This window comes from Amycolatopsis sp. NPDC051061 (genome assembly GCF_040682935.1).
Lineage (GTDB): Bacteria > Actinomycetota > Actinomycetes > Mycobacteriales > Pseudonocardiaceae > Amycolatopsis.
Map to the genome: position 1 here is coordinate 1 of NZ_JBFBBZ010000075.1, position 24,233 is coordinate 24,233.

General features: G+C 70.6%; 27 protein-coding genes and 1 pseudogene. 16 read left to right on the forward strand and 12 right to left on the reverse strand.

The annotated features are described in order from the left end of the window. Positions 1–37: 37 nt before the first annotated feature. The 5 genes from AB0N03_RS48405 to AB0N03_RS48425 all read right to left on the reverse strand — a co-directional run bounded on the left by AB0N03_RS48405 (position 38) and on the right by AB0N03_RS48425 (position 7,267). Complete coding sequence (locus tag AB0N03_RS48405; protein ID WP_364387609.1) at positions 38–1,444, reverse strand: ester cyclase; 1,407 nt, start codon at positions 1,442–1,444, stop codon at positions 38–40. Between the two features lie 219 nt (positions 1,445–1,663). Then, entirely contained in the window at positions 1,664–2,998 is a 1,335-nt protein-coding gene (gene glyA / locus AB0N03_RS48410) for a serine hydroxymethyltransferase (RefSeq protein WP_364387610.1), read from the reverse strand. Beyond that, positions 2,998–4,989 (reverse strand): AMP-binding protein, encoded by a 1,992-nt coding sequence (locus AB0N03_RS48415; protein WP_364387611.1) that lies wholly within the window; start codon positions 4,987–4,989, stop codon positions 2,998–3,000. The genes glyA and AB0N03_RS48415 overlap by 1 nt, the downstream gene beginning before the upstream one ends. Beyond that, positions 4,986–6,335 (reverse strand): MFS transporter, encoded by a 1,350-nt coding sequence (locus AB0N03_RS48420; RefSeq protein WP_364387612.1) that lies wholly within the window; start codon positions 6,333–6,335, stop codon positions 4,986–4,988. The genes AB0N03_RS48415 and AB0N03_RS48420 overlap by 4 nt, the downstream gene beginning before the upstream one ends. A gap of 176 nt (positions 6,336–6,511) precedes the next feature. After that, positions 6,512–7,267: an SDR family oxidoreductase gene (locus AB0N03_RS48425; protein ID WP_364387613.1), complete on the reverse strand. Its 756-nt coding sequence runs from the start codon at positions 7,265–7,267 to the stop codon at positions 6,512–6,514. Between the two features lie 94 nt (positions 7,268–7,361). On the opposite strand from AB0N03_RS48425, the gene AB0N03_RS48430 reads away from it, so the two are divergent. Beyond that, on the forward strand, positions 7,362–7,970 hold the full coding sequence (locus tag AB0N03_RS48430) for a TetR/AcrR family transcriptional regulator (RefSeq protein ID WP_364387614.1): 609 nt from the start codon (positions 7,362–7,364) through the stop codon (positions 7,968–7,970). Positions 7,971–8,150: 180 nt separating this feature from the next. Here AB0N03_RS48430 and AB0N03_RS48435 read toward each other — a convergent pair whose 3' ends face one another. From AB0N03_RS48435 to AB0N03_RS48445, 3 genes are all read right to left on the reverse strand, one after another. After that, positions 8,151–9,296, reverse strand: coding sequence for a S8 family serine peptidase (locus AB0N03_RS48435; protein WP_364387615.1), 1,146 nt, complete (start codon positions 9,294–9,296; stop codon positions 8,151–8,153). Positions 9,297–9,310: 14 nt separating this feature from the next. Beyond that, entirely contained in the window at positions 9,311–11,461 is a 2,151-nt protein-coding gene (locus AB0N03_RS48440) for a hypothetical protein (RefSeq protein WP_364387616.1), read from the reverse strand. Between the two features lie 176 nt (positions 11,462–11,637). Further along, the gene (locus AB0N03_RS48445; RefSeq protein WP_364387617.1) at positions 11,638–13,137 is read right to left on the reverse strand and encodes an alpha/beta fold hydrolase; all 1,500 of its coding nucleotides are present in this window, start codon (positions 13,135–13,137) and stop codon (positions 11,638–11,640) included. A gap of 296 nt (positions 13,138–13,433) precedes the next feature. Here AB0N03_RS48445 and AB0N03_RS48450 point away from each other — a divergent pair, with 296 nt between their 5' ends. From AB0N03_RS48450 to AB0N03_RS48500, 11 genes and pseudogenes are all read left to right on the forward strand, one after another. Continuing rightward, positions 13,434–14,081 carry a sensor domain-containing protein gene (locus tag AB0N03_RS48450; protein WP_364387618.1) on the forward strand — a complete coding sequence of 216 codons (648 nt, stop codon included), beginning with the start codon at positions 13,434–13,436 and terminating at the stop codon, positions 14,079–14,081. Further along, positions 14,078–15,280, forward strand: a complete 1,203-nt coding sequence (locus AB0N03_RS48455; protein WP_364387620.1) for a histidine kinase — start codon at positions 14,078–14,080, stop codon at positions 15,278–15,280. Before AB0N03_RS48450 ends, AB0N03_RS48455 begins: the two co-directional genes overlap by 4 nt. Further along, positions 15,277–15,972 carry a response regulator transcription factor gene (locus AB0N03_RS48460; protein WP_364387622.1) on the forward strand — a complete coding sequence of 232 codons (696 nt, stop codon included), beginning with the start codon at positions 15,277–15,279 and terminating at the stop codon, positions 15,970–15,972. Before AB0N03_RS48455 ends, AB0N03_RS48460 begins: the two co-directional genes overlap by 4 nt. An 87-nt stretch (positions 15,973–16,059) precedes the next feature. Then, a complete protein-coding gene (locus AB0N03_RS48465; protein WP_364387623.1) occupies positions 16,060–16,506 on the forward strand; it encodes a hypothetical protein in 447 nt (148 codons plus the stop codon). Between the two features lie 24 nt (positions 16,507–16,530). After that, on the forward strand, positions 16,531–17,724 hold the full coding sequence (locus tag AB0N03_RS48470; protein ID WP_364387625.1) for a histidine kinase: 1,194 nt from the start codon (positions 16,531–16,533) through the stop codon (positions 17,722–17,724). Next, complete coding sequence (locus tag AB0N03_RS48475) at positions 17,724–18,374, forward strand: response regulator transcription factor (RefSeq protein WP_364387627.1); 651 nt, start codon at positions 17,724–17,726, stop codon at positions 18,372–18,374. Before AB0N03_RS48470 ends, AB0N03_RS48475 begins: the two co-directional genes overlap by 1 nt. A 30-nt stretch (positions 18,375–18,404) precedes the next feature. Then, the gene (locus AB0N03_RS48480; protein ID WP_364387629.1) at positions 18,405–18,911 is read left to right on the forward strand and encodes an RDD family protein; all 507 of its coding nucleotides are present in this window, start codon (positions 18,405–18,407) and stop codon (positions 18,909–18,911) included. Between the two features lie 246 nt (positions 18,912–19,157). Then, positions 19,158–19,355, forward strand: a complete 198-nt coding sequence (locus tag AB0N03_RS48485) for a hypothetical protein (protein ID WP_364387631.1) — start codon at positions 19,158–19,160, stop codon at positions 19,353–19,355. 64 nt (positions 19,356–19,419) lie between these two features. Continuing rightward, positions 19,420–19,644 (forward strand): hypothetical protein, encoded by a 225-nt coding sequence (locus AB0N03_RS48490; RefSeq protein ID WP_364387632.1) that lies wholly within the window; start codon positions 19,420–19,422, stop codon positions 19,642–19,644. A 6-nt stretch (positions 19,645–19,650) separates the two neighbouring features. Beyond that, entirely contained in the window at positions 19,651–19,890 is a 240-nt protein-coding gene (locus AB0N03_RS48495; protein WP_364387634.1) for a hypothetical protein, read from the forward strand. Between the two features lie 19 nt (positions 19,891–19,909). Continuing rightward, a pseudogene (locus AB0N03_RS48500) lies at positions 19,910–20,047 on the forward strand (amidase family protein); the annotation flags it as partial. A gap of 87 nt (positions 20,048–20,134) precedes the next feature. Here the strand turns inward: AB0N03_RS48500 and AB0N03_RS48505 are convergent. Genes AB0N03_RS48505 through AB0N03_RS48515 form a run of 3 tightly spaced genes read right to left on the reverse strand, consistent with a single transcriptional unit; the run spans position 20,135 to position 21,133 of the window. Further along, positions 20,135–20,452, reverse strand: coding sequence for a DUF1048 domain-containing protein (locus AB0N03_RS48505; protein WP_364387636.1), 318 nt, complete (start codon positions 20,450–20,452; stop codon positions 20,135–20,137). A gap of 1 nt (position 20,453) precedes the next feature. After that, a complete protein-coding gene (locus tag AB0N03_RS48510) occupies positions 20,454–20,810 on the reverse strand; it encodes a DUF1048 domain-containing protein (protein WP_364387638.1) in 357 nt (118 codons plus the stop codon). Further along, positions 20,807–21,133: a PadR family transcriptional regulator gene (locus AB0N03_RS48515; RefSeq protein WP_364387640.1), complete on the reverse strand. Its 327-nt coding sequence runs from the start codon at positions 21,131–21,133 to the stop codon at positions 20,807–20,809. The genes AB0N03_RS48510 and AB0N03_RS48515 overlap by 4 nt, the downstream gene beginning before the upstream one ends. A gap of 134 nt (positions 21,134–21,267) precedes the next feature. Between AB0N03_RS48515 and AB0N03_RS48520 the strand changes: the two genes are divergently transcribed. From AB0N03_RS48520 to AB0N03_RS48535, 4 genes are read left to right on the forward strand one after another with little or no spacing between them, the layout of a single operon-like run. Further along, entirely contained in the window at positions 21,268–21,597 is a 330-nt protein-coding gene (locus AB0N03_RS48520; RefSeq protein WP_364387642.1) for a PadR family transcriptional regulator, read from the forward strand. Between the two features lie 2 nt (positions 21,598–21,599). Beyond that, positions 21,600–21,989, forward strand: a complete 390-nt coding sequence (locus tag AB0N03_RS48525; protein ID WP_364387644.1) for a DUF1048 domain-containing protein — start codon at positions 21,600–21,602, stop codon at positions 21,987–21,989. Then, complete coding sequence (locus tag AB0N03_RS48530; RefSeq protein ID WP_364387646.1) at positions 21,986–22,741, forward strand: ATP-binding cassette domain-containing protein; 756 nt, start codon at positions 21,986–21,988, stop codon at positions 22,739–22,741. The genes AB0N03_RS48525 and AB0N03_RS48530 overlap by 4 nt, the downstream gene beginning before the upstream one ends. 10 nt (positions 22,742–22,751) lie before the next feature. Then, the gene (locus AB0N03_RS48535) at positions 22,752–23,513 is read left to right on the forward strand and encodes an ABC transporter permease (RefSeq protein WP_364387648.1); all 762 of its coding nucleotides are present in this window, start codon (positions 22,752–22,754) and stop codon (positions 23,511–23,513) included. 32 nt (positions 23,514–23,545) lie between these two features. On the opposite strand, the gene AB0N03_RS48540 is transcribed toward AB0N03_RS48535, so the two are convergent. After that, positions 23,546–24,115, reverse strand: coding sequence for a hypothetical protein (locus AB0N03_RS48540; protein WP_364387650.1), 570 nt, complete (start codon positions 24,113–24,115; stop codon positions 23,546–23,548). Positions 24,116–24,233: the final 118 nt, after the last annotated feature.

Consider the following 24,233-nt stretch of genomic DNA (forward strand, 5'->3'; position numbering starts at 1 on the left):
GCCGGACGGGCTCATCCCGTCCGGCCGCGCCGATCCGCTACACCTGGGGATGTCCGTTGGCGCTGGTCTCGGCGACCGCCTGCTTGACGTCCCAGTGCTCGACGACCTTGCCGGCGTCGTCGAAGCGGAGGGTGTCCTCTTCGACCGTCCCCCGGTCGTCGGGGCTCAGCTTGACGAGCCCCTGGGTGACCACGAGGTCTCCTTGCGCGACGATCCTGGTGATGTCGAGCGAGGCGTCCGGGAACTTCCGCACGACCGGTTCGAGCGTGGTGATGACGGCGTCACGGCCGTCGGGACCGTCCGGGTTGTGCTGGACGAACGACCGCGCGTCGAGGTAGCGCTCGACGGTCGCGCGAACCGTGTGCTGGTTGAGCAAACCGTCGAACACGGCGATCGCGGCCTCGGCGTTGGCTCGTTCCCGCGGCGAAAGGCCCGTGCCGATCGAGTAGGTGCCGCCGGTGCCGGGAACCAGCCGGCCGAGCAGGATGTTCGGGCTCGTGTTCGTGAAGAACGCCGCGTTGGTCACGTACACGTTCTTGCCCTGCAAGGCGATGGCCGTGGGGTTCTGCAACCCGTCGACGGACGTGAGCACCGCCGTGTGGAACCCGTCCTCGCGGACCAGGTCCACCTGGTTGGCCGGGTTGAGCGTGGCGAGCAGCTCGTCGCCGACCCCGGTGAACACGAAGTCGTCGACGCCGGGCAGGTCGCGGGCCCGGACCGCCAAGGCGCCCGCGGCACCGCTCGACGTGATCGGGATGCGCACGAGGAGCCCCTGGTCGAAGTTCGACACCCACAGCGCGCCGTTGTGCAGCTTCAGGCCATTGGCACCGAAGTTCGACGTCGAAGCGAGAAGCGGGTCCTTCACCCATTTCTGGGCCGTCCCGCCCGCCAACGGCGCACGCCACACCGTTTCGAGCTTCGAGTCGCTGAGGTAGACCTGCCCACTTCGTTCGTCGAGGACGACCCCGTTGGGCAGGCTCTCGGCCGCGAGCGCGACGATGCGTTCCGCCGCCTTGCCCGGGCGCAGCCGCCACAGTCCGGTGAGCCCCGCGTCACCGGCGTTGTAGGCGAAGTACAGCGTGCCGTCCCCGGCCCGGGCGATCCCGGTGGTGGCCGGGAAACTCGTCCCCGGGGCGTGGTCAGCGCCGTCAGGACGGGGCAGGGTGGCCAGCACGCGGACCGAGCCGTCCTTCGCGATGTGCGCTATTTGACGGCTCTTGGCGAAGCTGACGTCGGTGCTGCCATCCGGTTCCACCACGAGGTTTTCCGGCGTCTGCCCCGCGTTCAGGTCCAGCCGGACCTGGATCCGCGGCTCGGCGATGCGGTAGTTTCCCGCCGCCAAAGCACCGCCCGGCGCGGGGACCTCGTACGAGGACGCCACGGAACCGGCCGAAAGTGCGGCCGTCGCGGATAGCGCCAGTACCGGCGCCAAGAGGAGAGGCACTCGAATTCCTGTCATGATTTTCTTCACGAACTCACGCTAAATGCGACCCGATGGTTACTGTCAAGGCGGACTACTGAGCTTCGGGTAACCGGCTCGGCCCGACGTCGTCGCCGTTCGATTCCTCACGACTGTCCACTTCGGACTCCGAATCGTCCGGAGGTGCCGGCGAGATCGACCGGACCTCTCCGTCCAAGCCGACGAACGAGAACGGCGGCCGGTTCAACGCGCTTCCGGTTCAGCGTCGGCGACGGTGTGAATCGGCGATTCGTCCTCGGCGAAGGGATAAAGCGGGTACTTGCCGGCCAACGCGGCGACCCGATCCCGCAGCACGGCCCGCGTCTCGGGGTCGGCCGGAGCGGCCAGTGCTTCGGCGAGGACGTCGGCGACCGCCGCGAAATCCGCCTCGCGGAAACCTCGGGTGGCCAGCGCCGCGGTGCCGATGCGCAGTCCCGAGGTGACGAGCGGGGGCCTGGTGTCGAACGGTACCGCGTTGCGGTTCACCGAAATGCCGATCTCCCCGAGCAGGTCTTCGGCCTGCTTGCCGGTGACGCCGGTTTCGCGCAGATCCACCAGCAGCAGGTGGACGTCCGTGCCGCCGCTGAGCACCCGGATGCCCGCCGCCACGGCGTCGAGCCGCAGCAGGCGGTCGGCGATGATCTTCGCTCCCGCCAAGGTCCGGCGTTGCACGTCCTGGAACTCCGGGCTCGCCGCGATCTTGAACGCCACCGCCTTGGCCGCGATGGTGTGCGCCAGCGGAGCGGCCTGCTGGCCGGGGAACACCCCGGTGTCGACGGCGGCGGCGAATTCCTGCCGGCACAACACCAAACCGCCCCGCGGGCCGCCGAGCGTCTTGTGAGTCGTCGAGGTCACCACGTCGGCGTACGGCACCGGATTGGGGTGCATCCCGGCGGCGACCAGGCCGGCGAAGTGCGCCATGTCCACCAGGAGGCGCGCGCCCACCTCGTCGGCGATCTCGCGGAACGCCGGGAAGTCGAGGTGCCGCGGGTAGGCGGACCACCCGGCCACGATCAGCCGGGGCCGGTGCTCCCGGGCGAGCCGCGCCACCTCGGCCATGTCCACCAGCGAACTGTCCGCACTGACGTGGTAATTGACGAAGTCGTAGCACCGGGCCGAGAAGTTTAGGCGCATGCCGTGGGTCAGGTGACCGCCGTGCGCCAGATCCATGGCCAGCACAGTGTCTCCGGGTTCGAGCAACGCGTCGTACGCGGCCGCGTTCGCCTGCGCACCGGAATGCGGCTGGACGTTCGCGTGTTCCGCCCCGAACAGGAGCCGGGCCCGCTCCACAGCCAGCCGTTCCACGACGTCGAAGTGGTCGCACCCGTGGCAATAACGTCGTCCGGCGTAGCCTTCGGCCAGCTTGTTCATGAACACCGAGCCCTGCATCCGCAGCACCGCCGACGCGGTGTAGTTCTCGGACGCGATCATGCTCAGGGTCGAGCGCTGGCGACGCAGCTCGCCCGCGAACTCGTGGAAGACCTCGGGATCGACCTCGGCGAGGTGGCGATCGAGGAGGGCGACCGGCGGGGTGGGCATCAGCTTTTCTCGATTCTCTTGCGCAGGTGATCGCGATCCAGCTTCCCCACCGAGGTGACCGGCAGGTTCGGCACCGGCACGAGGTGAGCGGGCACCGCCTCGGGCGGGAGTTTCCTTCGGAGGGCCCGATGGATGTCGTCGAGCCGGACCGAAGGGCCATCCGGCACGACGAAGGCGATGAGCCCGGGCGATCCGGTGGCGCGCAGCACCGCGGAGGCGCGCACCCCCGGTTCCCGGGCGAGCAGGGCGTTCACCCGCGCCGGCTCGACCCGTGCGCCACCGACGGCCGCGCCGTCCTCCTCCCGGCCGAGCACTTCGATCGCCCCGTCCGGCCGGACCCGGGCCCGGTCCTCGGTGCGGAACACCCGATCTTCGGGATCGTCGGGGCGAAAGGGGTTGCGGGTGAACAGGGAGCGTTCTCCGCCGAGGTAGCCGAGCGCGGCGTAGGGCGTGCGGATGTGCACCCGGCCGACTTCGCCCGGGCCGCACAGGGCGCCGCTCGGCGTGAGCACGAGCACTTGCGCCCCCGGTATGGCGGTGCCGGCCGGCTGGCCCAGCTCGGCGCGGTTCCGGCTGACGCGGTGGAACGCCTGGATCATGGTGCACTCGCTGGTGCCGTAGAAGTTGACCAGTTCGGCCCGCGGCGCGAGCGCGTGCCAGCGTTCGGTGAGTGCACCGGTCAGCGGCTCGCCGGAGAAGAACAGCAGCCGCACCCGGTCCAGCCGGCCCCGCGCGCCCGTCAGCCACTGCTCGGACAACGTGGGCATGGTGTGCGCGACGGTCACCCCGGATCGGGCCAGCCACCCGAAGATCGCCGGGTCGTCCGTGCGCACGCCCGGTCCGGTCGGCACGTGCAGCGTGGCGCCGCTGATCAACGGGGTGAAGATGTCGCGCAGCACGCCGTCGGTGGACAGGCTGGTGAGCTGGGCGCAGCGGTCTCCCGGCCCGATGCCGAACTCGTCCCGTTGCCACAGCAGGAAGTGGGACAGGCTGTCGTGCCTCCCGAGCAACGCCTTCGGTGCTCCGGTGGTGCCGGAGGTGAAGAAGAGGTACCCGGCGGAGTCCTCGCTGAAGGCGACACCCGGTCCGCGCCCGGCGCGGAGCACGGAAATGCCGTCGTCCGGTGTCAGCAACAGGACGTTCGCCGTTTCCGGCCACCGCGCCGGTGGCTCGGTCCCGATCACCAGCGACGTCCGCGCCCGGGCCTGGTCCGGCGTCGCGGTGGGCCGGTCCGCCTCGATCATCGCGAGGACGCCGTCGGCTCGCCAGATCCCGAGCATCGCGGCGTACAGCTCGAAGCACCGTTCGGCCGGGTAGACCGCCACCGTCTCCCCCGGCCGGTGGCCGACGGCCCGCAGCGTTTCCGCCACCTCGGCGGACAGCGTGTCGAGCGCGCGATAGGTCCACCGGCGATCACCTTTGACGACCGCGGTCGCGGCCGGGTTCGCGGCCATCGCGCGAGCGACCAGCCGAGGGACCCGCGGGTACCGGTCCACCGGCTGGCCGCGGGTCGCCTCCCGCAGCACGCGCGGCTCGGCGTGCAACGGCACGTCCTGCACGCGGACGTCCGGATCGGCGGCGACCCGGTCGAGCAGTACCCGGAACGCCGAGACGAATCGCTCCACCAGCTCCGCGCCGAACCAGTCGGCCCGGAAGCGGACTTCGACCACGCGCCCCGGCGTGATCCGCACGCTCAGCGGCGGGGTGACGTCCACCGGCCGGACGGAGGTGCCGGTCAGCCGCCGTTGCACTTCGCCGAACGCCGGATTGTCGGTCAGGTCGACCGAGACGGCCACGTGACCGGACACGACGGTCACCGCGTAGTCGCCGGAGAACCGGGCCACCACGCAGGCGAAGCCGGCCAAGAGCACACCGGGCGGCGCGGCGTGGGTGAACGACCGGACCGCGAACCCGGTGCCGGTCGTGGCCGGGTGGTCGGCCGGTGGCGTGGTGACCGCCGTGGCGAGCAGGGCCGGGCTTGTGGCCGTCATTCGAGCTTCTCCAGTCCGGTCAGCCGGCCGCGGGACGGCGGGAACTCGAGGGCGTCGGACCGGAAGGGACGCGCGGCGGGCACGGCGAAGAACTGGACGGTCGACTCGACCGAGTACAAGCCGGTCAGGTCGAGGACATCGGTGGTGGCCAGTGCCTCGCCGGTGCCCGGCAGCCGGCTCAGCAGCAGGGCGGCGCCCGCGCTCAACGCGAGCACCAGCAGGCCGAGCCCCAGCATGGCGGCGTCCAGGCCCACCTCGGTGGCCAGCAGGCCGGCGGAGACGGTGCAAACGCTTGCGCCGAGGTACAGCGCGGCGAACAGCCGCGAGCTGACGTGCGCCCGGTTCTCCACCGGGCTCAGCGCCAGCACCCGGATGCTGCCGGCGCGCAGGCAGCTCCCGCCGGCGAACCCGCAGACCGACACGGCGACGGCGAAGATCGGCAGCGAGCCGGCCGACGTGGCCCAGCAGAGCAGGAGCGCGGCGAGCGGCACCGGGACGACCATGACCGCGGGGTTGCGCGCCGTCGCGATCCGGCGCGCCAGCAGCTGCCCGACCGCACCCGAGGCGAACATGGCCGCGGTGACCAGCCCGGTCGTCGAGGTGCCGGTGACCAGCATGCGCTGCTGCAGGATCTGGCCGGTCATCGCGGTCATCGAGCCGAACATCGCGAAGGCCCCGACGATCGTCATGGCGATGGCCCGGTAGTCCGCCCGCAGGGCGGGCGGAATGCGCTTCACCGGCCGCTGCCTCGGCCCGCGAAGGGCAGGCAGCGTCTCGGGTACTCGCGTCGTCCACAGGAGCACCGCCGGGACGAGCAGGCCCAAGCCGATGAGGTACGGCGTCACGAGTGGCTCGGCCGCGGTGACCGCCCCGGCGGCGAAGGTGCCGAGCGCCTGTCCGCCCATGTTGGCGGCCACCGCGAACACCGCGGCCCGGGCGGCCCGGCCCGGCCCGGCGAGGTCGGCGAGGAAGGCGGGAAGCGCGGCGATGGCCAAGCCGACCGCGACGGCGACCAGCCCGCGTCCCAGATAGAGGCCGGCCAGTGTCGGGCTCACGGCCAGCACGACCTCGCTGAGCACGGTGAGCGCCACGGCCGCGGTGAGCACGGGCCGCCGGCCGATCCGGTCGGCCAGGGAACCCAGCCGGAGCAAGGTCAGCAGCACCACGATCGCGTAGAAGCCGTACACCGCGGTGATCCCCGACGCGGGCAGATCGAGTCGCTGCCGGTACAGCGGGTAGAGCGGCGTGGGCAGCGCGGAGGCGGCCATGATCGCCAGGTAGATCCACGCCACGACGAGCTCGTGACCCAGCCGGCCCGACCGGGCTCGATCGTCCTCTTTGGTCACCCATGAGCCGGGGTTCCGTTGGCGCGCCCCGGGATTCTCCCGAAGAGGCCGGCGAAGCACATCCACGAGCGCATTGTGCAGTCCGCCGGGCGGGTGACGCTCGCCTCTCGGCCCGATCCGGCCCCTTGGGGCAAGCCGAAGTGCGCTAACGGCCTCGGAACTCGTGAGGCCCGGGGTCAGCGCACGGTGAAGCCGCCGTCGACGGTCAGGATCGTGCCCGTGACCCACGAATTCTCCGGAGAAGCCAGGTACAGCGCCGCCGCGGCGACGTCGGCCGGGCGCCCGATGCGGCCCATCGGGTACGCGCGGCGGACGTACTCCTCGTAGTCCGTGCGCTGGTCGTCGGTCATGGGGCCGAGGAAGCGGCGCTCGAACGCGGGCGTGCGGACCGACCCGGGCACGATCGCGTTCACCCGGACCCCCGCCGGGCCCAGTTCGCTGGCCAGTGCCTTCGTGAACGCGTCGAGCGCGCCCCGCGTCGCCGAGTACACCGACGCGGGACGGTCCGCGACCATCTTCGTGCCCCAGTAGCTCGAGATGTTGACCACCGAGCCGCCGGCGAGGCCCGGCAGCAGGCGCCGCGTCAACCGGAACGGCACGCCGAGGTTCACCCGCACCATCTCGTCGAAGTCGGCGTCGGTGGTCTCGGCCAGCGACTTGAGGTGGGTGACACCGGCGTTGTTGACGAGGATGTCCGCGCGCAGATCGGCGGGAAGACCGGCGACGGCGTCGGGGTCCGCGAGGTCGGTGGCGATGGTCGAGACGGCGGTGCCGTGCCGCCGCAGCTCTTCGGCGGCCGCCGCCAGCTTCGCCGGATCACGGGCGAGCAGGACGAGATCCGCGCCCGCCTGCGCGAACGCGTCCGCGATCGCCAGCCCGAGCCCTTCGCTGCCCCCGGTGACCAAGGCCGTCCGGCCGATGAGGATACCCATCCGAAGTCCTTCCGAAATCGAAACGGAGAATTATTATCCGTTTCAAGGTATACCAGACGGACAAGTACTCTCCGCTTGGTGCTAGGCTCCGCAGGTGGACGGAGAGATGCGTTCGGACGCCAGGCGCAGCGTCGAGCTCGTGGTGGCCGCCGCCCGGGCGGCGATCGCGGAGCAGGGGCTGAGCGTGTCGACCAACGAAATCGTCAAGCGCGCCGGCGTCGGACCGGCGACGCTCTACCGGCGCTTCCCCTCCCGCCAGGCCCTGCTGGAGACGATCCTGCTCGAGGTCGTCGGCGAGCTGGTGGCCGCGGCCGAAGCGGCGGCGGAGTCACCTGATCCCTTCGCCGGCTTCGCGGATCTGGTGCGAGCTCTCGCCGCGGCGCAGTCCACGAACAAGGGCTTGTCCGACGCCTTGGCGGCCGAATCGGATTCGGCGGGACACAGCGACGCCGTGCGCGCCGCGTTCGCCGGGTTGCGCGACCACGTCCGGCGGATCACCGAGCGGGCACGGGAAGCGGGCGTGCTCCGCGCGGATCTCGTCTGGCAGGACGTCCCGTTCCTCGCCGGCGCGGCAGCGGGGATGTCGACCCGCTGCCTGGGCCTGGGCGCCGGAAAGGCCGGCCGCGAGCGCGTCATCGCGGTGATGCTCGACGGCCTTCGTGAAACCGGCCGGGAGCCGCTGCCGGGCTCCCCGCCCAGCTGATCCCCCACCAGCCGGCCGAGAACCCCGCCCGGCTTTCGGGGAACTCTTTGCGCGAGCCGCCGGGCAGCACAGACCACGCGTGCGCTGGAGCAGTTCGCCCTCGGAAGCCGCCCGGTGGAGAAGCTGACCCGCACGAGCGGAAGGCGCACGGCACGCGGGACACGTGCCGTGCGCCGGGGGCTACTCGAAGGCCGCGAGCCCGTTGGGCGTCCCCAGGCCGGTCGGGGCGTCGTAGCCGGGCTGGGCTTTGCACAGGTAGTCGCCGCCGCACTTGGCGCCCGTGCCGCTGCCGTCGTTGGCGCCGGTCGTGATGTCGAACAGCGCGTCCGCGTTCCGGTACAGCGAACCCGGGGCCGGTTTGCCGCCGGTTCGGCCGTAGAGCCCGGCGATGAACGGTGCCGAGGCACTGGTTCCGCCCACCGTGAACCAGCCGCCCCGGTCCGTGTTGTACAGGGCGATGTCCTCGGCCGCGGCGGAGATGTCGGCCGTGGTGCGGTAGGCGCAGTTCGTGCCCGGTTGCCACGCCGGCTTGGCGATGTAGGCCGAGCAGCCGCTGCCGCCGAAGCGCCACGCCGATTCCGACCAGCCGCGCGGGGTGCTCTCGTCCCGGACCAGCGTCGTGCCGCCGACCGAGACGACCGAGCCGAACACCGCCGGGAACGACGCGGCGGTGAAGCCGGTGTCGCCCGAGGACGCGACGATGGTGGCGTCGTCGCGGACGTAGCTCGATTCGAAGTCCAGCGCCAGCCCGTTTTCCCTGCCGCCGTAGCTGTTCGACACCACCGTGGCGCCCAGCCGGACGGCGGTGTCCTCGGTTTCCGCCAGGTCGGCGTAGCCGGGCGAATTCCCTTCGACGACCAGGATCTTGCAGGTGGGGCAGGCCGCCGAAACCATGGACACGTCCAAAGTGGACTCGACCGACCAGCCGAGGTTCTTCGTCGGCACCGGTCCCGCCTCCCCCTTCTGGTTGACCTTGCGGAAGCACCCGGTCGCGGCGGTGCACTCCGGGAGGCCGTACTGCCGGCGGTACTCGTTGAGGTCGGCCTCCAGGTTCGGCGCGTCGTAAGCGATCGAGATGCCTACGACGGTCTGCGCGCCGGCCGTCGCGGGCAGGTGGTACGCGGCCGCGAGGTCGTCGGCTCCCACTCCTTCGACGGCGGCCGAACGCGCGGACGGCGTGCTCTCGTAGGTCGTCAGGCAGCGCGCGAAACCGGGGGCCGGCTCCGGGCACGCCTGGTGTGACTGCGTCGCGGCGGTGGCGGCGGGCGCCACGGCGAAGGCGGCGAACAAGCCGATCGCCGCCGCGGTCGTACGGGCGTACAGCATGACTTCTCCTCTGCTCAGTTGAAGGTCTGGTACGCGTGCAGGAGGGTTTCCGAGATCTGCCCGCCGTCGGCGTCGGTGGCGGTCACCCGCAAAGCCACGTCCGTCCCCCGGTTGGTCGGTGCCGTGGCGTCGAACGTCGCCCGGAACGAGCCGTTCCCCCGGTTCGCGACGGCCGCGTCCTGCCAGGTCGTCCCGTTGTCGAGGGAGAACTGCGCGGTCGCGCCCGCCACTTCCGTGCCGGACCCCGGCTGGAGGTGATCGACGGTGACGTCGACGGTCTGGGGACCGTTCGGGGCGGTACCGCGCACATCGAGGTCGCCGACCAGGTACCGCAGTGTCATCAGGGGTTCCACCGCGCAGTCGCGGGCCGGCTGCCCGCCGTCGACCGGTTCACAGGCGTACGGAACGGGGAGTGAGCCGCCGGAGACGTGCTGGGACTTCCAGGTCCATTCGGTGTGACTCGCGGTCGACAACAGGTACATCGGTCCTTCACGGGTCGCGTCCAGGCTCAGCTGGAGCGTGGCCGGTGCCGGGTCGACCGACGCCTTCGTCGTGAAGTCGACCTGTCCCCTGCTGATCGGGCCCCCGGCGATCTGCGTGCCGTTCTGCCGGAGCACGTAGGACCCCGCGAGGTCATCCCGGGACTCGCCCGCGAAGCCGAAACCGGTGTGCCCGGGTTCGTTGTCGGTGAAGGGCGTGAGGTGGATCCGCAGGTCGTCGCCCTGCCGGGTCACGGGCGGCACGGTCGACCACGGCACGTCGGAGGGAAGCCGGTCGGCGGTACCGGCCGGGTGCAGCGGGAACCGGTTCCAGTCTTCCCGGAGCGACGTACCCGGCTGGTAGTGGTGGGCGGCCTCGTACTGACCGCCGAACCAGCTGAGGAACTTGGGGCTGACGTACTTGCCCAGCCCGCCGTACCACAGGATCGCCGGGTCCGCGGACACGTACTCCGTCTGGCTGCGCGGCAGCACGATCTGGTGCGAGGTGCGGACGGTGTCGTCTTCGAAGGGGTAACGGCCCGCGCGCTGCCGAGCGCCGACCGAGTTGACCTCGGAGTAGTAGTTCGCGTCGATCGTGGCCAGGTCCGCGGTGGTCACGGTGTAGTGCTGCTCGGGGATGACGCCCGTCGTGGCACGCTGCAGGGTGTATTCGTACGGCGTCCCCGGCCCGGGCGGTGAGCTGAGCCGGTTGTACGGGTAGGACTGCAGCTTGCCCGTGGTGACCGGCTCGCCGGTCGGTGAGACGAACACGGGAACGCCGGGGCCGACGGCGAGGTCGACGGTGAGCGCCGGGCCGACGGTGGGTTCGCGGCGCAGGAGGAAGCCGCCGTCCTCGGACAGCGCGGGCCGGGGCGTGTCCCAGGTGACCTTGCTCGAAGCCGCCTGAGCGTCCACCGCGGTACTGGTGTCGCCGGACACGGTCACCTCCGGCCGGGCCGAATACCGCACGGCGGTGACGTTGCCGCCGGCGTCGGTCTCGAAGAACAGGCCCAGCACGCTGTAGTGGCCGTCCGGGACGCTGAACTTGGCGGCGCCGTGGGCGAAGACGCTGTCGGATTCGTTGACGTCGAAGAGGTTTCCGTCGTCGGTGTTGAACACCACGGCGACGTCACCCGTGTCCGGGGTGCCGTCCGGGCCGTTCGCGGTCACGGTCAGCGTGCGCATCACGGACGCGGGCTGCTTCTTCGCCGGTGTCGCCGGCGCACCGGGTGTGCTCATCGCCGGTTCGAGGGGCCGGTAGGTGCCGTGCTTCCGATCGTCGAGGAACTTGTTCACCAGGGTGGCGCCGAACTCCTTGGCCGCGGTGACGGCCTGCTCCGTCGGTTGCCGGTCGCGCTGTGCCTGCAGCACGGTGTCCACGTCGAACAGGTTCCAGTCCAGACCGCGGCCCAGGTAGGGCAGCGCGGCGGCCGGCACCGCGTAGGACCTCGCGCCGCGGCTGAGGTGCACCATCACCCGGCCGACGCCCTTGTCGGCGGCGTGCTGGACCACGATCGACCGGTGGCCGTCCACCGACGGCCGCGCGGTGATCCGGTCACCGGTGACCAGCAGGGCGGTCCCGGTGGGCGGGTCGTCGGGCGGTGGCGCCGCGGACGACGCGTGTGCCGCGGTCACCCCCGCGCACGAGAGCAGGATGACAGCGACGGTGGCGATATGGTGTCGCACAGGTACTTCCTCCTGGTAACCAATGTGCTTTTGTTACACGGCAACATTTTGTCGTTCACGTGTCGAATACGGGCGACACCCGGAAAAGGTTGATCGGTGCGGAAAGGGAAAAGCCGGCCGGGGTCGAGGAGGGCTTTCTCCTCGACCCCGGCCGGCTCGGCGTGCGTCGTCGTGGCTCAGGGGTTGTTCTGCGCGATGAAGTCCATCGCGAGCTTCGCGCCTTCCGGCGAAAGCGTGGCCGTGTGGCCGGCGCCCTTCACCTCGATGAAATGCCCCCGGGGGAACTGGGCGGCCGTTTCCCGCCCGGACGCGCTGCTGGTGTTGGCGTCGAGGTCGCCCGCGAGCACCCGGACCGGCACGTCGGCCAGTCGCGTGCCCGGCGGGAAGGGCGAGCCCGCGGTCGGGTCGGCCGGCCAGTCGAGGCACAAGCCGGCGTCGTAGTCGTCCCTGGTCAGCCAGGCCTGCGGGGAGAAGGGCGCGAACTTCGCGTTGTCGGCGCTCGAGAGTGCCTTGCCGAAGTCGGCCTTCCTGGTCTCGACGTCGTCGGTGAGCTTGAAGTCGTGCTGGTAGTCGTGGCAGGTGGTGGCCCAGCTCATCGCTTCGGAGACCATGTCCTCCCCGAGGGCGTAGGTGTCCGCCTTCGTCACCAGGTGTGTCCGCACCAGGTCCGCCACCGGGGCCAGGTCGCCGGCGTGGGCCGCGGTGACGGCCTTGGCCAGTGCCACCTTGGTGTCGACGTCGGCGGCGCCGGAGTAGATCTTGCCCACGGTGCCGGCGAGCTGCCACTCGTCGAGGACGACGGTGTGGGGCTTGCCCTGGTAGGCGACGTCCAGGTTCACCGGGCGCGTGCGGAGCTCCGTCGCCAGTTCCGCCAGGTCGTGCAGGACGACGTCACCCGAGCACGAACTCGTGCGCTCGCACACCAGTCCCACTCCGCGCCGCACCGCGTCGATCGCGACGGCGCCGGACGGGTCGTCGGCGGTGTTGACCGGGAACGCACCGGACAGCACGACGGATCGGACGTGTTCGGGGTGACGCGCGACGAAGGTCGTCATCAGGTAGGTGCCGTAGGAGTCGCCCAGCAGGTCGACGCGGTCGATCCCGAGCGCGGCCCGGACGGCGTCGAAGTCGTCGGCGACGGCGGCCGTGCCGTAGTAGGCGGCCTTCGCGCCGAGTTGCCGTCCGCACTCCCCGATGGCCGCGCGCTGGTGGTCCACCGACTGGAAGATCCGGGTGAGGTCCTCGAGCGCCGGGCACCGGATGGCCCCGGACCGGCCGACGCCTCGCGGGTCGATGAGCAGGAGGTCGCGCTTGTCCAGGATCGGCCGCAGGCCGTCGGCGTAGAAGTGGCCGGTCATGTCGATGGCACCGGTGCCCGGCCCGCCCGGGTTGGTCAGCACGGTTCCGACCGCCGGGCCCGAGTGGTCCGTGTGCGGTACGAGAGCGAAGCCGACCGGTGTGGTGCCCGCGTCCGGATGCGCCCGGTCGAAGGGAACCTCGATCGTGCCGCACCGCGCCGTGGGCAGTTCGGGGATGTCGCACGGCTTCAGATCGGGAGGTTGGACGGCCGCGGACTGCGTCGTGGGGGCCGGGGACTCGGGACGTTCACCGCACGCGGTCAGGCCGGCCAGCGACAGCAGGGCGACCCAAGCTCCGGTCATTGCACGCTTGTTCACGGATCTCCTCGGAGGCTGATGTGGGGAGAAAGGGCCGATGCGGTCGCCTTCCGAGACCAAACCTAAGAGCGCGGAGAAGCGCCGGGGTCACCCTGCGGTGAGAGTTTCTTTGGCTCTCGCGGGGGATGCGCCTACCGGCTCGCACAAAGCGCTTTCCGGAAGTCCTCCAATGCGCCGAAAGATACCGACCCCGGGCGAGCACCGGGGAACTCGCGCGACGTAACTTCTGTGCCGTGAGGCCATTCCCTCTCCAGAGGGACTTCGAGTGGCTCCGTACGTCCTTAGGATCGATTTCCATGACCACGACCGAACGGCGCGTCGACCGGAACCACCTGGTCCGGCACCTGCGTCAGCTGCTCTTGGATACCCGGTACCTGCTCCTGGGCGTGCCGCTGTCGTTGCTCGCTTTCGCCGTCGCGGTCGTCGGCATTTCCCTGGGTGCGGGTCTGGTGGTCGTCGTCGCCGGGGTGCCGATCCTCGGCGCGACGCTGTCCGCGTGCCGGAGTTTCGCCGGTCTCGAACGGAAGCGCGTCGAGGTGGTCCTGCGCCAGAGCCTTTCCGCGCCGGTGTACCGGCAGGCACCGGCGGACGCGAGCCCGCTGCGACGCTGGGCGTCGCCGCTCGCCGATCCCCAGTGCTGGCTGGACTTCGCCTACGCCGTGGTGCGGTCCGTTCCCTCGTTGCTCGCCTTCTCCGTCGCGCTCACGTGGTGGACGGGCGCGGTGGTGGGACTGGCTTCGCCGATGCACTTGCGGTCGTTGGCGATCCAGGTGTACTCCGTCGGCGACCTGCTGACCGGCCGGGAATCCCTGGGGAACCCCTGGCTCGGCTTCGCCGTCGGCGCCGGGATGCTGCTGACCCTCGTTCCGGTCGTCCGCACGGTCGCGTGGCTGGACGCGTCGGCGGCCCGGGTGCTGCTTCGCGCAGTCCCGTGCGGGGCGTGACGGCGCTCCGCGGCCGCCAGCTCCAAGCGGTCTCGGAGCGGTACCGTTCGCTTCCCTCCGCGGCCAAGGACTGCGGGCTGGCGGCGGTCATCACCCTCTTGTCCTTCGTCCCCGGGCTCGCCGACAAGGGCACCGCCTTGGGGTGGCCGGCCGAACAGCGTCCGTTCGACCTCCTGGCGGCCGGCCTGGTACTCGCGCAAGCTCTTCCGCTGGCGGTCCGCAGCCGTGCCCCCGGCTGGTGCCTGGTGCTGACGTCGTCGGCGTTCTTCCTCTACCAGGACTGGGGATACCGGCCGACCTTCGCGTCGGTCGGTCTCTACCTCGCGCTCTACGGCGCGGGAATGCTCCAGGCCGGGTTCCGGGCGTCCTCGGCGGCGCTGTGGGTCGCCGGGTACATCGCCACGTGCGCGTGGCTCATCCACGCCGGATCACCGTTCCCGGCCAAGGACTTCGTGCTGTTCTTCGCGCTGCCCGCCGCCTGCTGGCTCCTCGGGGCCTGGTCGCGCGGCCGCTTGCGCGAACAGGCCAGGCGCAACGACGAACGCGTCGAAGCCGAGCTGCGCGCCGAACGGGAACGCCTCGCCCGGGAGCTGCACGACGTGGTCACCCACCACGTGACCGCCATGGTGATGCAGTCGGACGCGGCCCAGTACGTGGCGGCCGACGACCGGGCGAAGCTCCTCGCCGGACTGGACGCGATCGGGACGACCGGCCGCCGCGCCATCGCGGACCTGCGTGAGCTGCTGAACGTGCTCACCCCCGACGACGACGTGCACACCGCGTCCAAGGAGCCCGCGATCGGCAGGCTCGGCGATCTCGTGGACCAGACCAGGGCGACCGGGCAACCGGTGGAGTTCATCGAGGACTACCCGGCGAGCGAGATCTCCGGTCTCGCCCAGCTCGCCGCCTACCGCGTGGTGCAGGAAGGGCTCACCAACGCGCTGAAGCACGCGCCGGGGCGGCGAACCGTGGTCCGGGTGCGCGGTGAAGCGGGCGACGAGCTCGTCGTCGAGGTGACCACGGGTGGCACCGGGGACCGGCAACCGTGGCACGGTGCGCCCCCCGCGCCGTCGGGCCGCGGCCTCGCCGGGCTGAGCCGGCGCGTCTCCCTGGCCGGCGGGAAGCTGGCCGCGGACCACGACTCCGACGGCGGGTTCGTGGTGCGGGCCAGCCTCCCCCTCCGGGTGGTGACCCGATGACCGACCGAGCCCGCACCCGGATCCTGGTGTGCGAGGACCACGAACTCGTCCGCGCGGGGTACGTCACCATCCTCTCGGCGCAGCCCGACTTCGAAATCGTCGGCGAGGCCGGCAACGGGATCGAGGCGGTGGCGCTGGCCGGACGTCTCGCGCCGGACCTCGTCATCATGGACATCCGCATGCCACTCCTCGACGGCATCGAGGCGACCCGCCGCCTCGCGGGCCCCGAGTCCGCTGCCGAGCTGAAGGTTCTGGTCGTCACGACCTTCAACCTCGACCAGTACGTCTTCGAGGCGTTGCGGGCGGGGGCCAGCGGCTTCCTCGTCAAGGACTCCCCGCCGGCCGACCTGATCGCGGCGGTGCGGACGATAGCGTCCGGAAACGCTTTGCTCGCACCGGAAGTGACCCGCCGGCTGATCGGCCGCTTCGGCGAGCGGATCAAGCACAGCACCGGGAACGCGGGCAAGATCCGGGAGGTCGTCGAGGTCCTGACCGACCGGGAGCGGGAGGTGCTGAAGCTGGTCGCCGCGGGGATGTCCAACGCCGAGATCGCCGCGGCCCTGTTCATCGGCATCGAGACGGTGAAGACGTACGTGTCCCGGATCCTCGCCAAGCTCCACCTGCGCGACCGGGTCCAAGCGGTCGTGCTCGCCTACAAGATCGGCCTGGTCACCGCGGACGACCAGCCGTGACGGGGACCGCAAGCCCGGCTCGTCCGAAAGTACGAGACGAGCGGAGCTCAGCCGGTGCCGGGCCGCGCGAAACCCTAGCTTCCCGGTATGACTACCGAGACAGTGCGGGAAAACCCGCCCAGCACGATCATCGCCGCGTTCTTCGGCTTCCTCGCGTCCACGGTCTCCGCGATCGCCGGGGGACTGCTCATCCTGAGTTCCCGGGCCGAGATCGCCGAGACCCTGCGGAACGCGAACCCCACGATGTCGCCGGAGCAGGTCGACCGGGCCACCCTGCTCGCGCAGGCCATCCCGGTCGCGATCGCGGCGGTGATCGCGCTCGTCTACCTGTGGCTGTCGTTCAAGCTCAAGGCGGGCCGCAACTGGGCCCGGGTGATCCTCACCGTGTTCACCCTGCTCCAAGCCGCTTCGCTGCTGACCACGCAACCGTCGTGGGCCGAATACCTCAGCTGCGGGGTGGCGGTCGTCGCGACCGTGCTCAGCTACCTGCCCCCGTCCAACCGCCACATGGCCGGGGCCCGGCGGGCGGGCTGAGGCCGGTCCGGGATCATGGCGGCCATGCGCGGAACGGGATCCCGGGCCCGGCGCGGCACGCTGGGCGCCGAAATCGCGGTGCTGCTCGCGGCCGTCGTCACCGATCTCGTGCTGGCGCTGCGCGCGCCCGGCGGCGGGGGTGCCAGCTGGGCCGGGCCGCTGGGCGCGCTCCTGACGTCCACGGGCACGGCGATCCCGGTGCTGGCCGTGCTGCGGCGGCGCTTCCCCCGCCACGTCGGTGTGCTGGGGAGCGTCGTCGTCGCGTTGTCGGTGCTCGGCACGGTCGTGCAGGTGGCCGGGAACGGGCAGCCGCAGCCCGCGATCGCCGAGATCGTCGCCACCGGAGTGCTCACCGCGTCGGCCGCCCGCAAACTCGCGCCGAGGCACGCGGCCGCACTGGCACCGGCGATGGGTGTGGTGATGATCGCGGCGCCGTTGCTCCGGTACGGCGCCGACGTGCCGGAGGCGCTGTTCGCGGTCGGCGCCGCGGCGTACTGGGGTGCCTGCCTCAGCGTCGGGCTGATCCTGCGCGCGGCGGACAACCGGCAGCGCGACGCGCTGGACCGGGTGCGCAGCCACGAACGCCTGCAGCTGGCCCGGGAACTGCACGACCTGGTGTCGCACCACGTCAGCGGTATCGTCGTCCGGGTGCAGGCCGCCCGTGCGATCACCGAAGCGAGCGCCGACGCGGGAAACCACGCGGCGGTCTACCGCGAGATCGAGGAGGCCGGGGGTGAAGCGCTGGCCGCCGCGCGGCGGCTCGTCGGCATGTTGCGCGACACCGAAGACATGCCCCCGTTCGCCGGCGCCGTCCTCGGTGACGTCGTGCGCGCGGCCACCGGCTCCGCGGCCCGGCCGGACATCGCCGAGGAACTGGACCAGCTGCCGGTGCCGGCGCAGCTGGCGACCACCGTGCACCGCGTCGTGACCGAAGCCTTGACGAACGTCCGGAGGCACGCGCCGGCGGCGACCGAGGTGTCCGTGACCGCGACCACCGACGCCGACGACCTCCTGCTCGAGGTGCGCAACGACGGCGTCCCCGCGACGCCGCTCCCCTCGCCGGGCGGTTTCGGCATCATCGGCATGACGGAACGGATCGCGATGCTCGGCGGCAGCCTGACCGCGGGGCGGGAGGCCGGCTCGCGCTGGCGGGTCGCGGCTCGTCTCCCGCTCGGCGCCGAGGACGCGCCGTTCGGATCGTTGCCACGGGGGATCTGATGACCATCCGGGTGCTCGTCGCCGACGACCAGCTGCTGGTGCGCACCGGCTTCCGGCTGGTGCTGGACGCCGCGCCGGACATCGAAGTGATCGCCGAGGCCGCGGACGGCGAGGCGGCGGTGCGGCTGGCCCGGCGGCTGCGGCCCGACGTCACCCTGATGGACATCCGGATGCCCAAAGTGGACGGTCTGCGGGCCACGGAACTGTTGTCGGGCCCGGCGGTCGCGGACCCGCTGAGAGTGGTCGTGGTGACGACGTACGACGCCGACGAGAACGTCTACGCCGCTTTGCTCGGCGGCGCCTGCGGGTTCCTCCTCAAGGGCGCCGGCCCCCGGATGCTGGTGGACGCGGTGCGCGCGGCTGCCGGCGGCGAGGCGATGGTCTCGCCGTCGGTGACCGTGCGCCTGCTGGCCCGGTTCGCCGAGAGAACGCGGCGGCGGGCCGAGCCCGTCACGGCGCCGCTGACCGCTCGCGAGTCCGATGTGGTGCTCGCGGTCGCCCGCGGCCGGACCAACGCCGAGATCGCCGACGACCTCCGGGTCTCCCCTTCGACGGTGAAGACCCACCTGGCGAGCGTGCAGCGCAAGCTGGAGCTGAGGAACCGCACCGAAATCGCCATCTGGGCGTGGCGGCGGGGCTGGCTCGACTGATGCTCTTGACCGGTGTGCAAGACTCGCCGCGTGGGTGCGGGTGACGCGGTGACGGACCGGCTGGGGATGGCGGGCCGCCGCGTGGTGCAGGCCGTGCTGGACTGGGCTCTTGCCGTGGGCGTAGGGGTTCTCGCCGCGCTCGGCGCGGGGCTCGTCGTCATTCCCTTGGTGCAGTGGGGTCTGGTACCGCCGAAGCTGATCCTTTGGGTCCCGGTGATCACGTTCCTCGCGGTCGCGTACGCCGTCGACGTCGTGATCCAGATCTGGGTACCGTGGCGCCGCGGCGGAGTCACCCCGGGAATGCTGGTGATGGGCCTGAGGGTGGAAACCCTCCGCGGCGGCCGCCCGACGGCACGCGCTTACCTGATCCGCTGGGTGCTTCTCACGGTCGACGGGTTGCTGCTGGGACTGGTGGCGGTGGTGAGCATCGTGGCCACCCGCCGCCACCAGCGAATCGGCGACCTGGTGGCGCGGACACGGGTGGTTCGCGTCGAAGGAGCCGCGAGTCCAGGGTCCACGACCGAGGAAGGTCTCTGATCGGGTGTCGTGCCCTGCGGCCGGCCAGCGGCGCCCGATCGAATCGGCCCAGCGCCTCCTCGTCGCGAGAACCGGCTGACTGCACCAGTCACAAGTCAGCCATCCATGCAGTGACTGGTGGGGCTCCGGTGGGTGTCACCCGAGACGGTGGCATGGGCCGCGGATCCGTTCGCCGCCGCGGTTCCGGGGCACTCCCCCGACAGCACGAGCAAAACCGGAAACCGGCTCTAGGACAGGAGTATCGCCATGCGACGCATCACCGCCACGATCGGTGCCTTGGTGTTGACGACCGGAGTCCTCCTCGGGGCGACCGGCACAGCTTCCGCCCAGGCGGAACCCCAACCGGGAGTGAGGTGCGTGGGCAGCTCGCTCGCGATGTGGGCCACCAACGCCCTCTGCGTCGTCGACCGCACCTACCCCATCCTCATCGTCTCGGGCGCCTGATCGTCAGCGCCGGTCGAGCGGCTGAATGCAGCTTCCCGCGCCCGGCCAAGTCACCATTTGTGACTTGGCCGGGAACGGGAGGCTGGAAGGCGAGCTGCGGCACCGGCTGGAGCGCATGATCGCCGATGGTGTCGCCGACGGGTCGCTGTCCGTCGACGACACCCCGCGCGCGACGGCCGAGGTCCTCTACGACTTGTGGCTCGGGGCAAGGCATGATCGCGAAGATCCACAGCCACCCGGCCAGCTCGACCGCGCGATGGCGGTCACGCGCCGCATCCTGCACGTCTGACGAACCGTGTCCACCGACCTCATCTGGTCCGACGCGACCGAGCTCGCCGAGCTGATCCGCACCAAGCAGGCGTCCTCGGTGGAGGTGGTGCGGGCGCACCTCGACCGGGTCGAGGCCACCAATCCGAAGGTCAACCCGATCGTCACGCTCGCGGAAGGCGCCCTGGAGGCCGCGAAGGCGTCGAGCGGCTCCGGGACGGTTTCGCGGCGTACTTCCAGCAGTACGACGCGCTGCTGCTCCCGGTGACCACGGTCCCCGCGCAGGAGCACAGGAGCACACCCTCGAAGGCCGGACATCGAGCATCTTCCACGTGATGTCGATGACCGTCCCGTTCACCCTGACCGGGCTCCCCGCCCTGTCCCTGCGGTTCGGGACGACCGCCACGGGCCTGCCGATCGGCGTGCAGCCGGCGGCCGGCCGGCACGCGGCAGCCCGTCCTTTGACGGCCGATCGGGGTACGCCGCACCCTGCGGCTGAAGGGCCGACCGCGTTACTGACCGGCGTCCCTGCCGAGGGACTCCTGGTAGACCTCCGCGTAGGTGCGCGAGTCCTTGATCAGGTCGTCGCAGAAGGCGGCGACGTCGTCGCCGATGAGTTCCAGGACCCCCTTGCCGGCCGCGGCTCCCTCCTCGAAGAAGTCGGCGACCCCCGAAAGCAGCTGCCCGTCGGCCAGGTCGACCGGTCCGACCTTGATGAAGTACTTCTGCAGCTCCTGGTAGACGATGCGGTAGCCCGGCGGGAGCGCCTTGACCCGCGCCACGTGCGCCCGCCACTGTTTCTTGCCCTCGATGATGTCCTGGATGCCCACGTCAGCCTCCCAGCCGGGCCAGTTTCCGGGCGACATTCCGGTTCAGCTGCTCGCGCCACCGATCGCGGTAGCTCCGAGCTCCTTCTCCGCCGGCCAGCGCGGCGCAGAAGCCCGCGATGTCGTCGCCCAGGACGTCGTGGATGCCCTGTCCCTCCGCCGCTGTCTCCTCGAGCAGCCCCAGGGCGCCATCGAGGATCGGCATCAGGTTGCGGCCGCTCAAGTCTCCGTAAGGGAAGAGGTGGCCCTTGATCTTCTCCCACGCTTCCCGGTACTCGGCCGGCAACACCTCGGCCCGGGCCTCGAACGCCTTCCAGTCCCGGGTGAGATCGCTGCCGGTCATGGTTTCCCAGAGGTTCATCTCCCGCCTTCCTTGAGCTTGTCGATCCGCGACGAGACGTACTCCCACTTCGCCCAGAACTTCCCGAGTTCTGCCCGCCCCGCGTCGTTGAGCGCGTAGAACTTGCGCGGCGGCCCCAGCTCGGATGGTCGTTTCGTCACCTGGACGAGCCGGTTCTTCTCCAGCCGCAGCAAGATGGTGTAGACCGTGCCCTCGACGACGTCGTCGAAGCCGAGGTCGTTCAGCCGGCGCGTGATGGCGTACCCGTAGGTCTCCTCACCGCCGATGATCTCCAGCACGCAGCCCTCGAGCGTGCCCTTCAGCAGCTCCCTCAGGTCGTCCACCGGAGATCCCTTCGCGGTACTGCGTAGCACTAGGTACCACTAGACAGTATCACGCAGTACTGGACAAGGCGACGGTAGTCAGTGTTACTATCTACCGGTACTCAGCAAGACTGAGTAGCACGAGGAGGCGGTTCATGGGCAAGCAGATGACGGAAATGCTCAAGGGCGTACTGGAGGGCCTCGTCCTGGCCGTCCTGGCCGGCCGGTCCGCACACGGCTACGAAATCACCGCGTGGCTACGGGAGCAGGGCTTCTCCGACATCGCCGAAGGCACCATCTACGCCCTGCTGATCCGGGTCGAGCAGCGCGGGCTCGTCGACGTGGCGAAGGTCCCGTCCGAGAAAGGCCCGCCGCGCAAGGTGTTTTCGCTCAACGCCCAGGGACGGCAGTACCTCGACGAGTTCTGGAAGAACTGGGACTTCCTCGCCGAACGCCTCGACCAGCTCCACCAAGGAGGGAACTGACCATGTCCGACACCGAAGACAGCGGCTCCATCTCGAAGTTCATCACGCTGGTGATCGGCGACAAGCGCCGGTGGCGGCAGTACAAGGCCCGCGTGAAACAGCTCCCACCGAACTACCGCACGGCGGTCGAGGCCATCGAACGGTACCTGATGCACTTCGGGATGCTGGACGGCGACAACGCGGCCTCGCTGTTCGAAGACGTCGCCGACCTCTTCGAACGCGCCGCGGCCGACGGAACACCGATCCGCGAAATCGTCGGGACCGACCCGGTCGAATTCGTGGACGAGCTGATCCGGAACTACACCAAGGGCGGGTACGTGACCCGCGAGCGGCAGCGGCTGATCAGCACCATCGACCAGGCCGCCGGAAACGAAGACGGGACCGTCCGATGACCGCGATCCAGGTGCGAGGCCTGGAAAAGTCGTACAAGGCGCTGCACGTGCTGCGCGGGGTGGACTTCGACGTCGCACGCGGCAGCATCTTCGCCCTGCTCGGCTCCAACGGCGCCGGCAAGACCACAGCCATCCGCATCCTGTCCACATTGCTCAAGCCGGACGCGGGAACAGCCAGCGTCAACGGCTTCGACGTCGTCACCCAAGCCGACGACGTGCGCGCCGCCATCAGCCTCACCGGCCAGTTCGCCGCCGTCGACGAGATCCTCAGCGGCCGCGAGAACCTCGTGCTCGTCGCCCGGCTCCGGCACCTCAAGCAGCCAGGCAAGATCGCCGACGACCTGCTGGAGCGTTTCTCGCTGACCGACGCGGGCGCGCGGAAAGTGGCGACGTACTCCGGGGGCATGCGCCGCCGCCTCGACATCGCGATGAGCCTCATCGGCGATCCCCCGGTGATCTTCCTGGACGAGCCGACGACCGGGCTCGACCCCGAGGCCCGGCTCGAGGTGTGGGACGCGGTGAAGGGCCTCGCCGCGCGCGGCACGACGGTGCTGCTCACCACCCAGTACCTCGACGAGGCCGAGCAGCTCGCCGACCGGATCGCGATCCTGCACGAAGGCCGGATCATCGTGAACGGCACCCTCGCCGAACTCAAGCAGCTCCTCCCGCCCGCCGAGGTCGAATACGTCGAGAAGCAGCCGACCCTCGAAGACGTCTTCTTCGCCGTCGTCGGCTCCCGCACGGAAAAGTAAGGAAATGACGATGACCACCCACGTCCTCGGCGACACCACCGTCCTGTTGGGACGGTCCCTGCGTCACATCACCCGCAGCCTGGACACGATCATCACGACCGCGATCATGCCGATCGCCATGATGCTGATGTTCGTCTACGTCTTCGGCGGCGCGATCACCACCGGCTCGGACTCCTACGTCAGCTACATGCTGCCCGGCATCCTGCTGATCACGATCGCGTCGGGCATTGCTTACACCGCGCTCCGGCTCTTCACCGACATGAAGAGCGGCATCTTCGAGCGCTTCCACTCCATGCCGATCGCCCGCTCGTCCGTGCTGTGGGCACACGTGCTGACTTCGCTGGTCGCCAACCTGATCTCACTCGTGATCGTCGTCGGTGTCGCCCTGCTCATGGGCTTCCGCTCCGGAGCGGGGATCACGGCCTGGCTCGCCGTCACCGGCATCCTGCTCCTGGTCACCCTCGCGCTGACGTGGATCGCGGTGATCGCCGGCCTCACCGCGAAAACGGCGGAAGGCGGCGGCGCGTTCTCCTATCCCCTGATCTTCCTGCCGTTCCTCAGCTCCGCCTTCGTGCCCACCGCCACGATGCCCGGCCCGGTGCGCTGGTTCGCCGAGAACCAGCCGGTGACGTCCATCGTCAACACCATCCGCGCCCTGTTCACCCAGCAGCCGGTCGGCACCGACATCTGGATCGCCCTCGCCTGGTGCGCAGGAATCCTCATCGTCGCCTATGTCTTCGCCACGGCCGCTTACCGCCGCCGCATTTCCTAGCCGCGTCAGTGCGATGACTGCCCGGCGTGCGGTCAAAGCCGACCGCAAGGCGAACCGGCCGCCAACGCCCGCCGGAGATCGGCGGGGTACCGGATCCAGATGTCGATCACCGTTCCACCGGGGTGGGAAAGCGTCAGGCAACCCTGGTGGCCCGGACCCCACAGCGGCATCACCTCCGCCGCCCACGACCGGTCGAACACCAACGGGCCCACGCCGCGTCCGCGATCGCCCTCCCTCGGGTCCCACCGCAGGCCCTCGCTCGACAAAGTCAACCGTCCCAGCAGTTCGCCGATCTCGTCGGCCTTCCGCGCGTGCCGCCCCGGCGCCTTGGCTCCGAGGAGCAGGGCCGCCGAAACGGGCAGCTGGGCCGGCCATGAGGGCGCGGCGCCTGACTCACGCCGCCGTCGTTCCCTTCGCCGATCTCGCAGAGCGACGGCAGTGAACACGACGTACACCAGCACGAGCAACCCGAGCAGCACGCCCACCGCGGGTAGCCAACCCACCTCGAGTCCGAGCAGTGCCGACAACGCGGCCAGGTACCCGACGCCGAGCAGCGTGCGAGTGCGGCGCCGGCGTTCCCGGTCGCGGCCGTATCCGGTCATCGGAATGAGAATACGTGCGGGGCGCGGGTGCCACCGTCGCTTTCGTCCGAAGTCAGGACCGGAAGGCGTGCGGTGCGAGCAGGCCCAGATCTCGAGCGCGCGGACTCCTGGGCAAGGG

What these genes read in the sequence shown, in the direction of transcription:
- glyA (WP_364387610.1), bottom strand. Translation starts at nt 2,998, where the DNA reads ATGCCCACCCCGCCGGTCGCCCTCCTCGATCGCCACCTCGCCGAGGTC.
- AB0N03_RS48415 (WP_364387611.1), bottom strand. Translation starts at nt 4,989, where the DNA reads ATGACGGCCACAAGCCCGGCCCTGCTCGCCACGGCGGTCACCACGCCA.
- AB0N03_RS48425 (WP_364387613.1), bottom strand. Translation starts at nt 7,267, where the DNA reads ATGGGTATCCTCATCGGCCGGACGGCCTTGGTCACCGGGGGCAGCGAA.
- AB0N03_RS48435 (WP_364387615.1), bottom strand. Translation starts at nt 9,296, where the DNA reads ATGCTGTACGCCCGTACGACCGCGGCGGCGATCGGCTTGTTCGCCGCC.
- AB0N03_RS48450 (WP_364387618.1), top strand. Translation starts at nt 13,434, where the DNA reads ATGACCACGACCGAACGGCGCGTCGACCGGAACCACCTGGTCCGGCAC.
- AB0N03_RS48460 (WP_364387622.1), top strand. Translation starts at nt 15,277, where the DNA reads ATGACCGACCGAGCCCGCACCCGGATCCTGGTGTGCGAGGACCACGAA.
- AB0N03_RS48465 (WP_364387623.1), top strand. Translation starts at nt 16,060, where the DNA reads ATGACTACCGAGACAGTGCGGGAAAACCCGCCCAGCACGATCATCGCC.
- AB0N03_RS48470 (WP_364387625.1), top strand. Translation starts at nt 16,531, where the DNA reads ATGCGCGGAACGGGATCCCGGGCCCGGCGCGGCACGCTGGGCGCCGAA.
- AB0N03_RS48475 (WP_364387627.1), top strand. Translation starts at nt 17,724, where the DNA reads ATGACCATCCGGGTGCTCGTCGCCGACGACCAGCTGCTGGTGCGCACC.
- AB0N03_RS48485 (WP_364387631.1), top strand. Translation starts at nt 19,158, where the DNA reads ATGCGACGCATCACCGCCACGATCGGTGCCTTGGTGTTGACGACCGGA.
- AB0N03_RS48510 (WP_364387638.1), bottom strand. Translation starts at nt 20,810, where the DNA reads ATGAACCTCTGGGAAACCATGACCGGCAGCGATCTCACCCGGGACTGG.
- AB0N03_RS48520 (WP_364387642.1), top strand. Translation starts at nt 21,268, where the DNA reads ATGGGCAAGCAGATGACGGAAATGCTCAAGGGCGTACTGGAGGGCCTC.
- AB0N03_RS48525 (WP_364387644.1), top strand. Translation starts at nt 21,600, where the DNA reads ATGTCCGACACCGAAGACAGCGGCTCCATCTCGAAGTTCATCACGCTG.
- AB0N03_RS48530 (WP_364387646.1), top strand. Translation starts at nt 21,986, where the DNA reads ATGACCGCGATCCAGGTGCGAGGCCTGGAAAAGTCGTACAAGGCGCTG.
- AB0N03_RS48535 (WP_364387648.1), top strand. Translation starts at nt 22,752, where the DNA reads ATGACCACCCACGTCCTCGGCGACACCACCGTCCTGTTGGGACGGTCC.
- AB0N03_RS48540 (WP_364387650.1), bottom strand. Translation starts at nt 24,115, where the DNA reads ATGACCGGATACGGCCGCGACCGGGAACGCCGGCGCCGCACTCGCACG.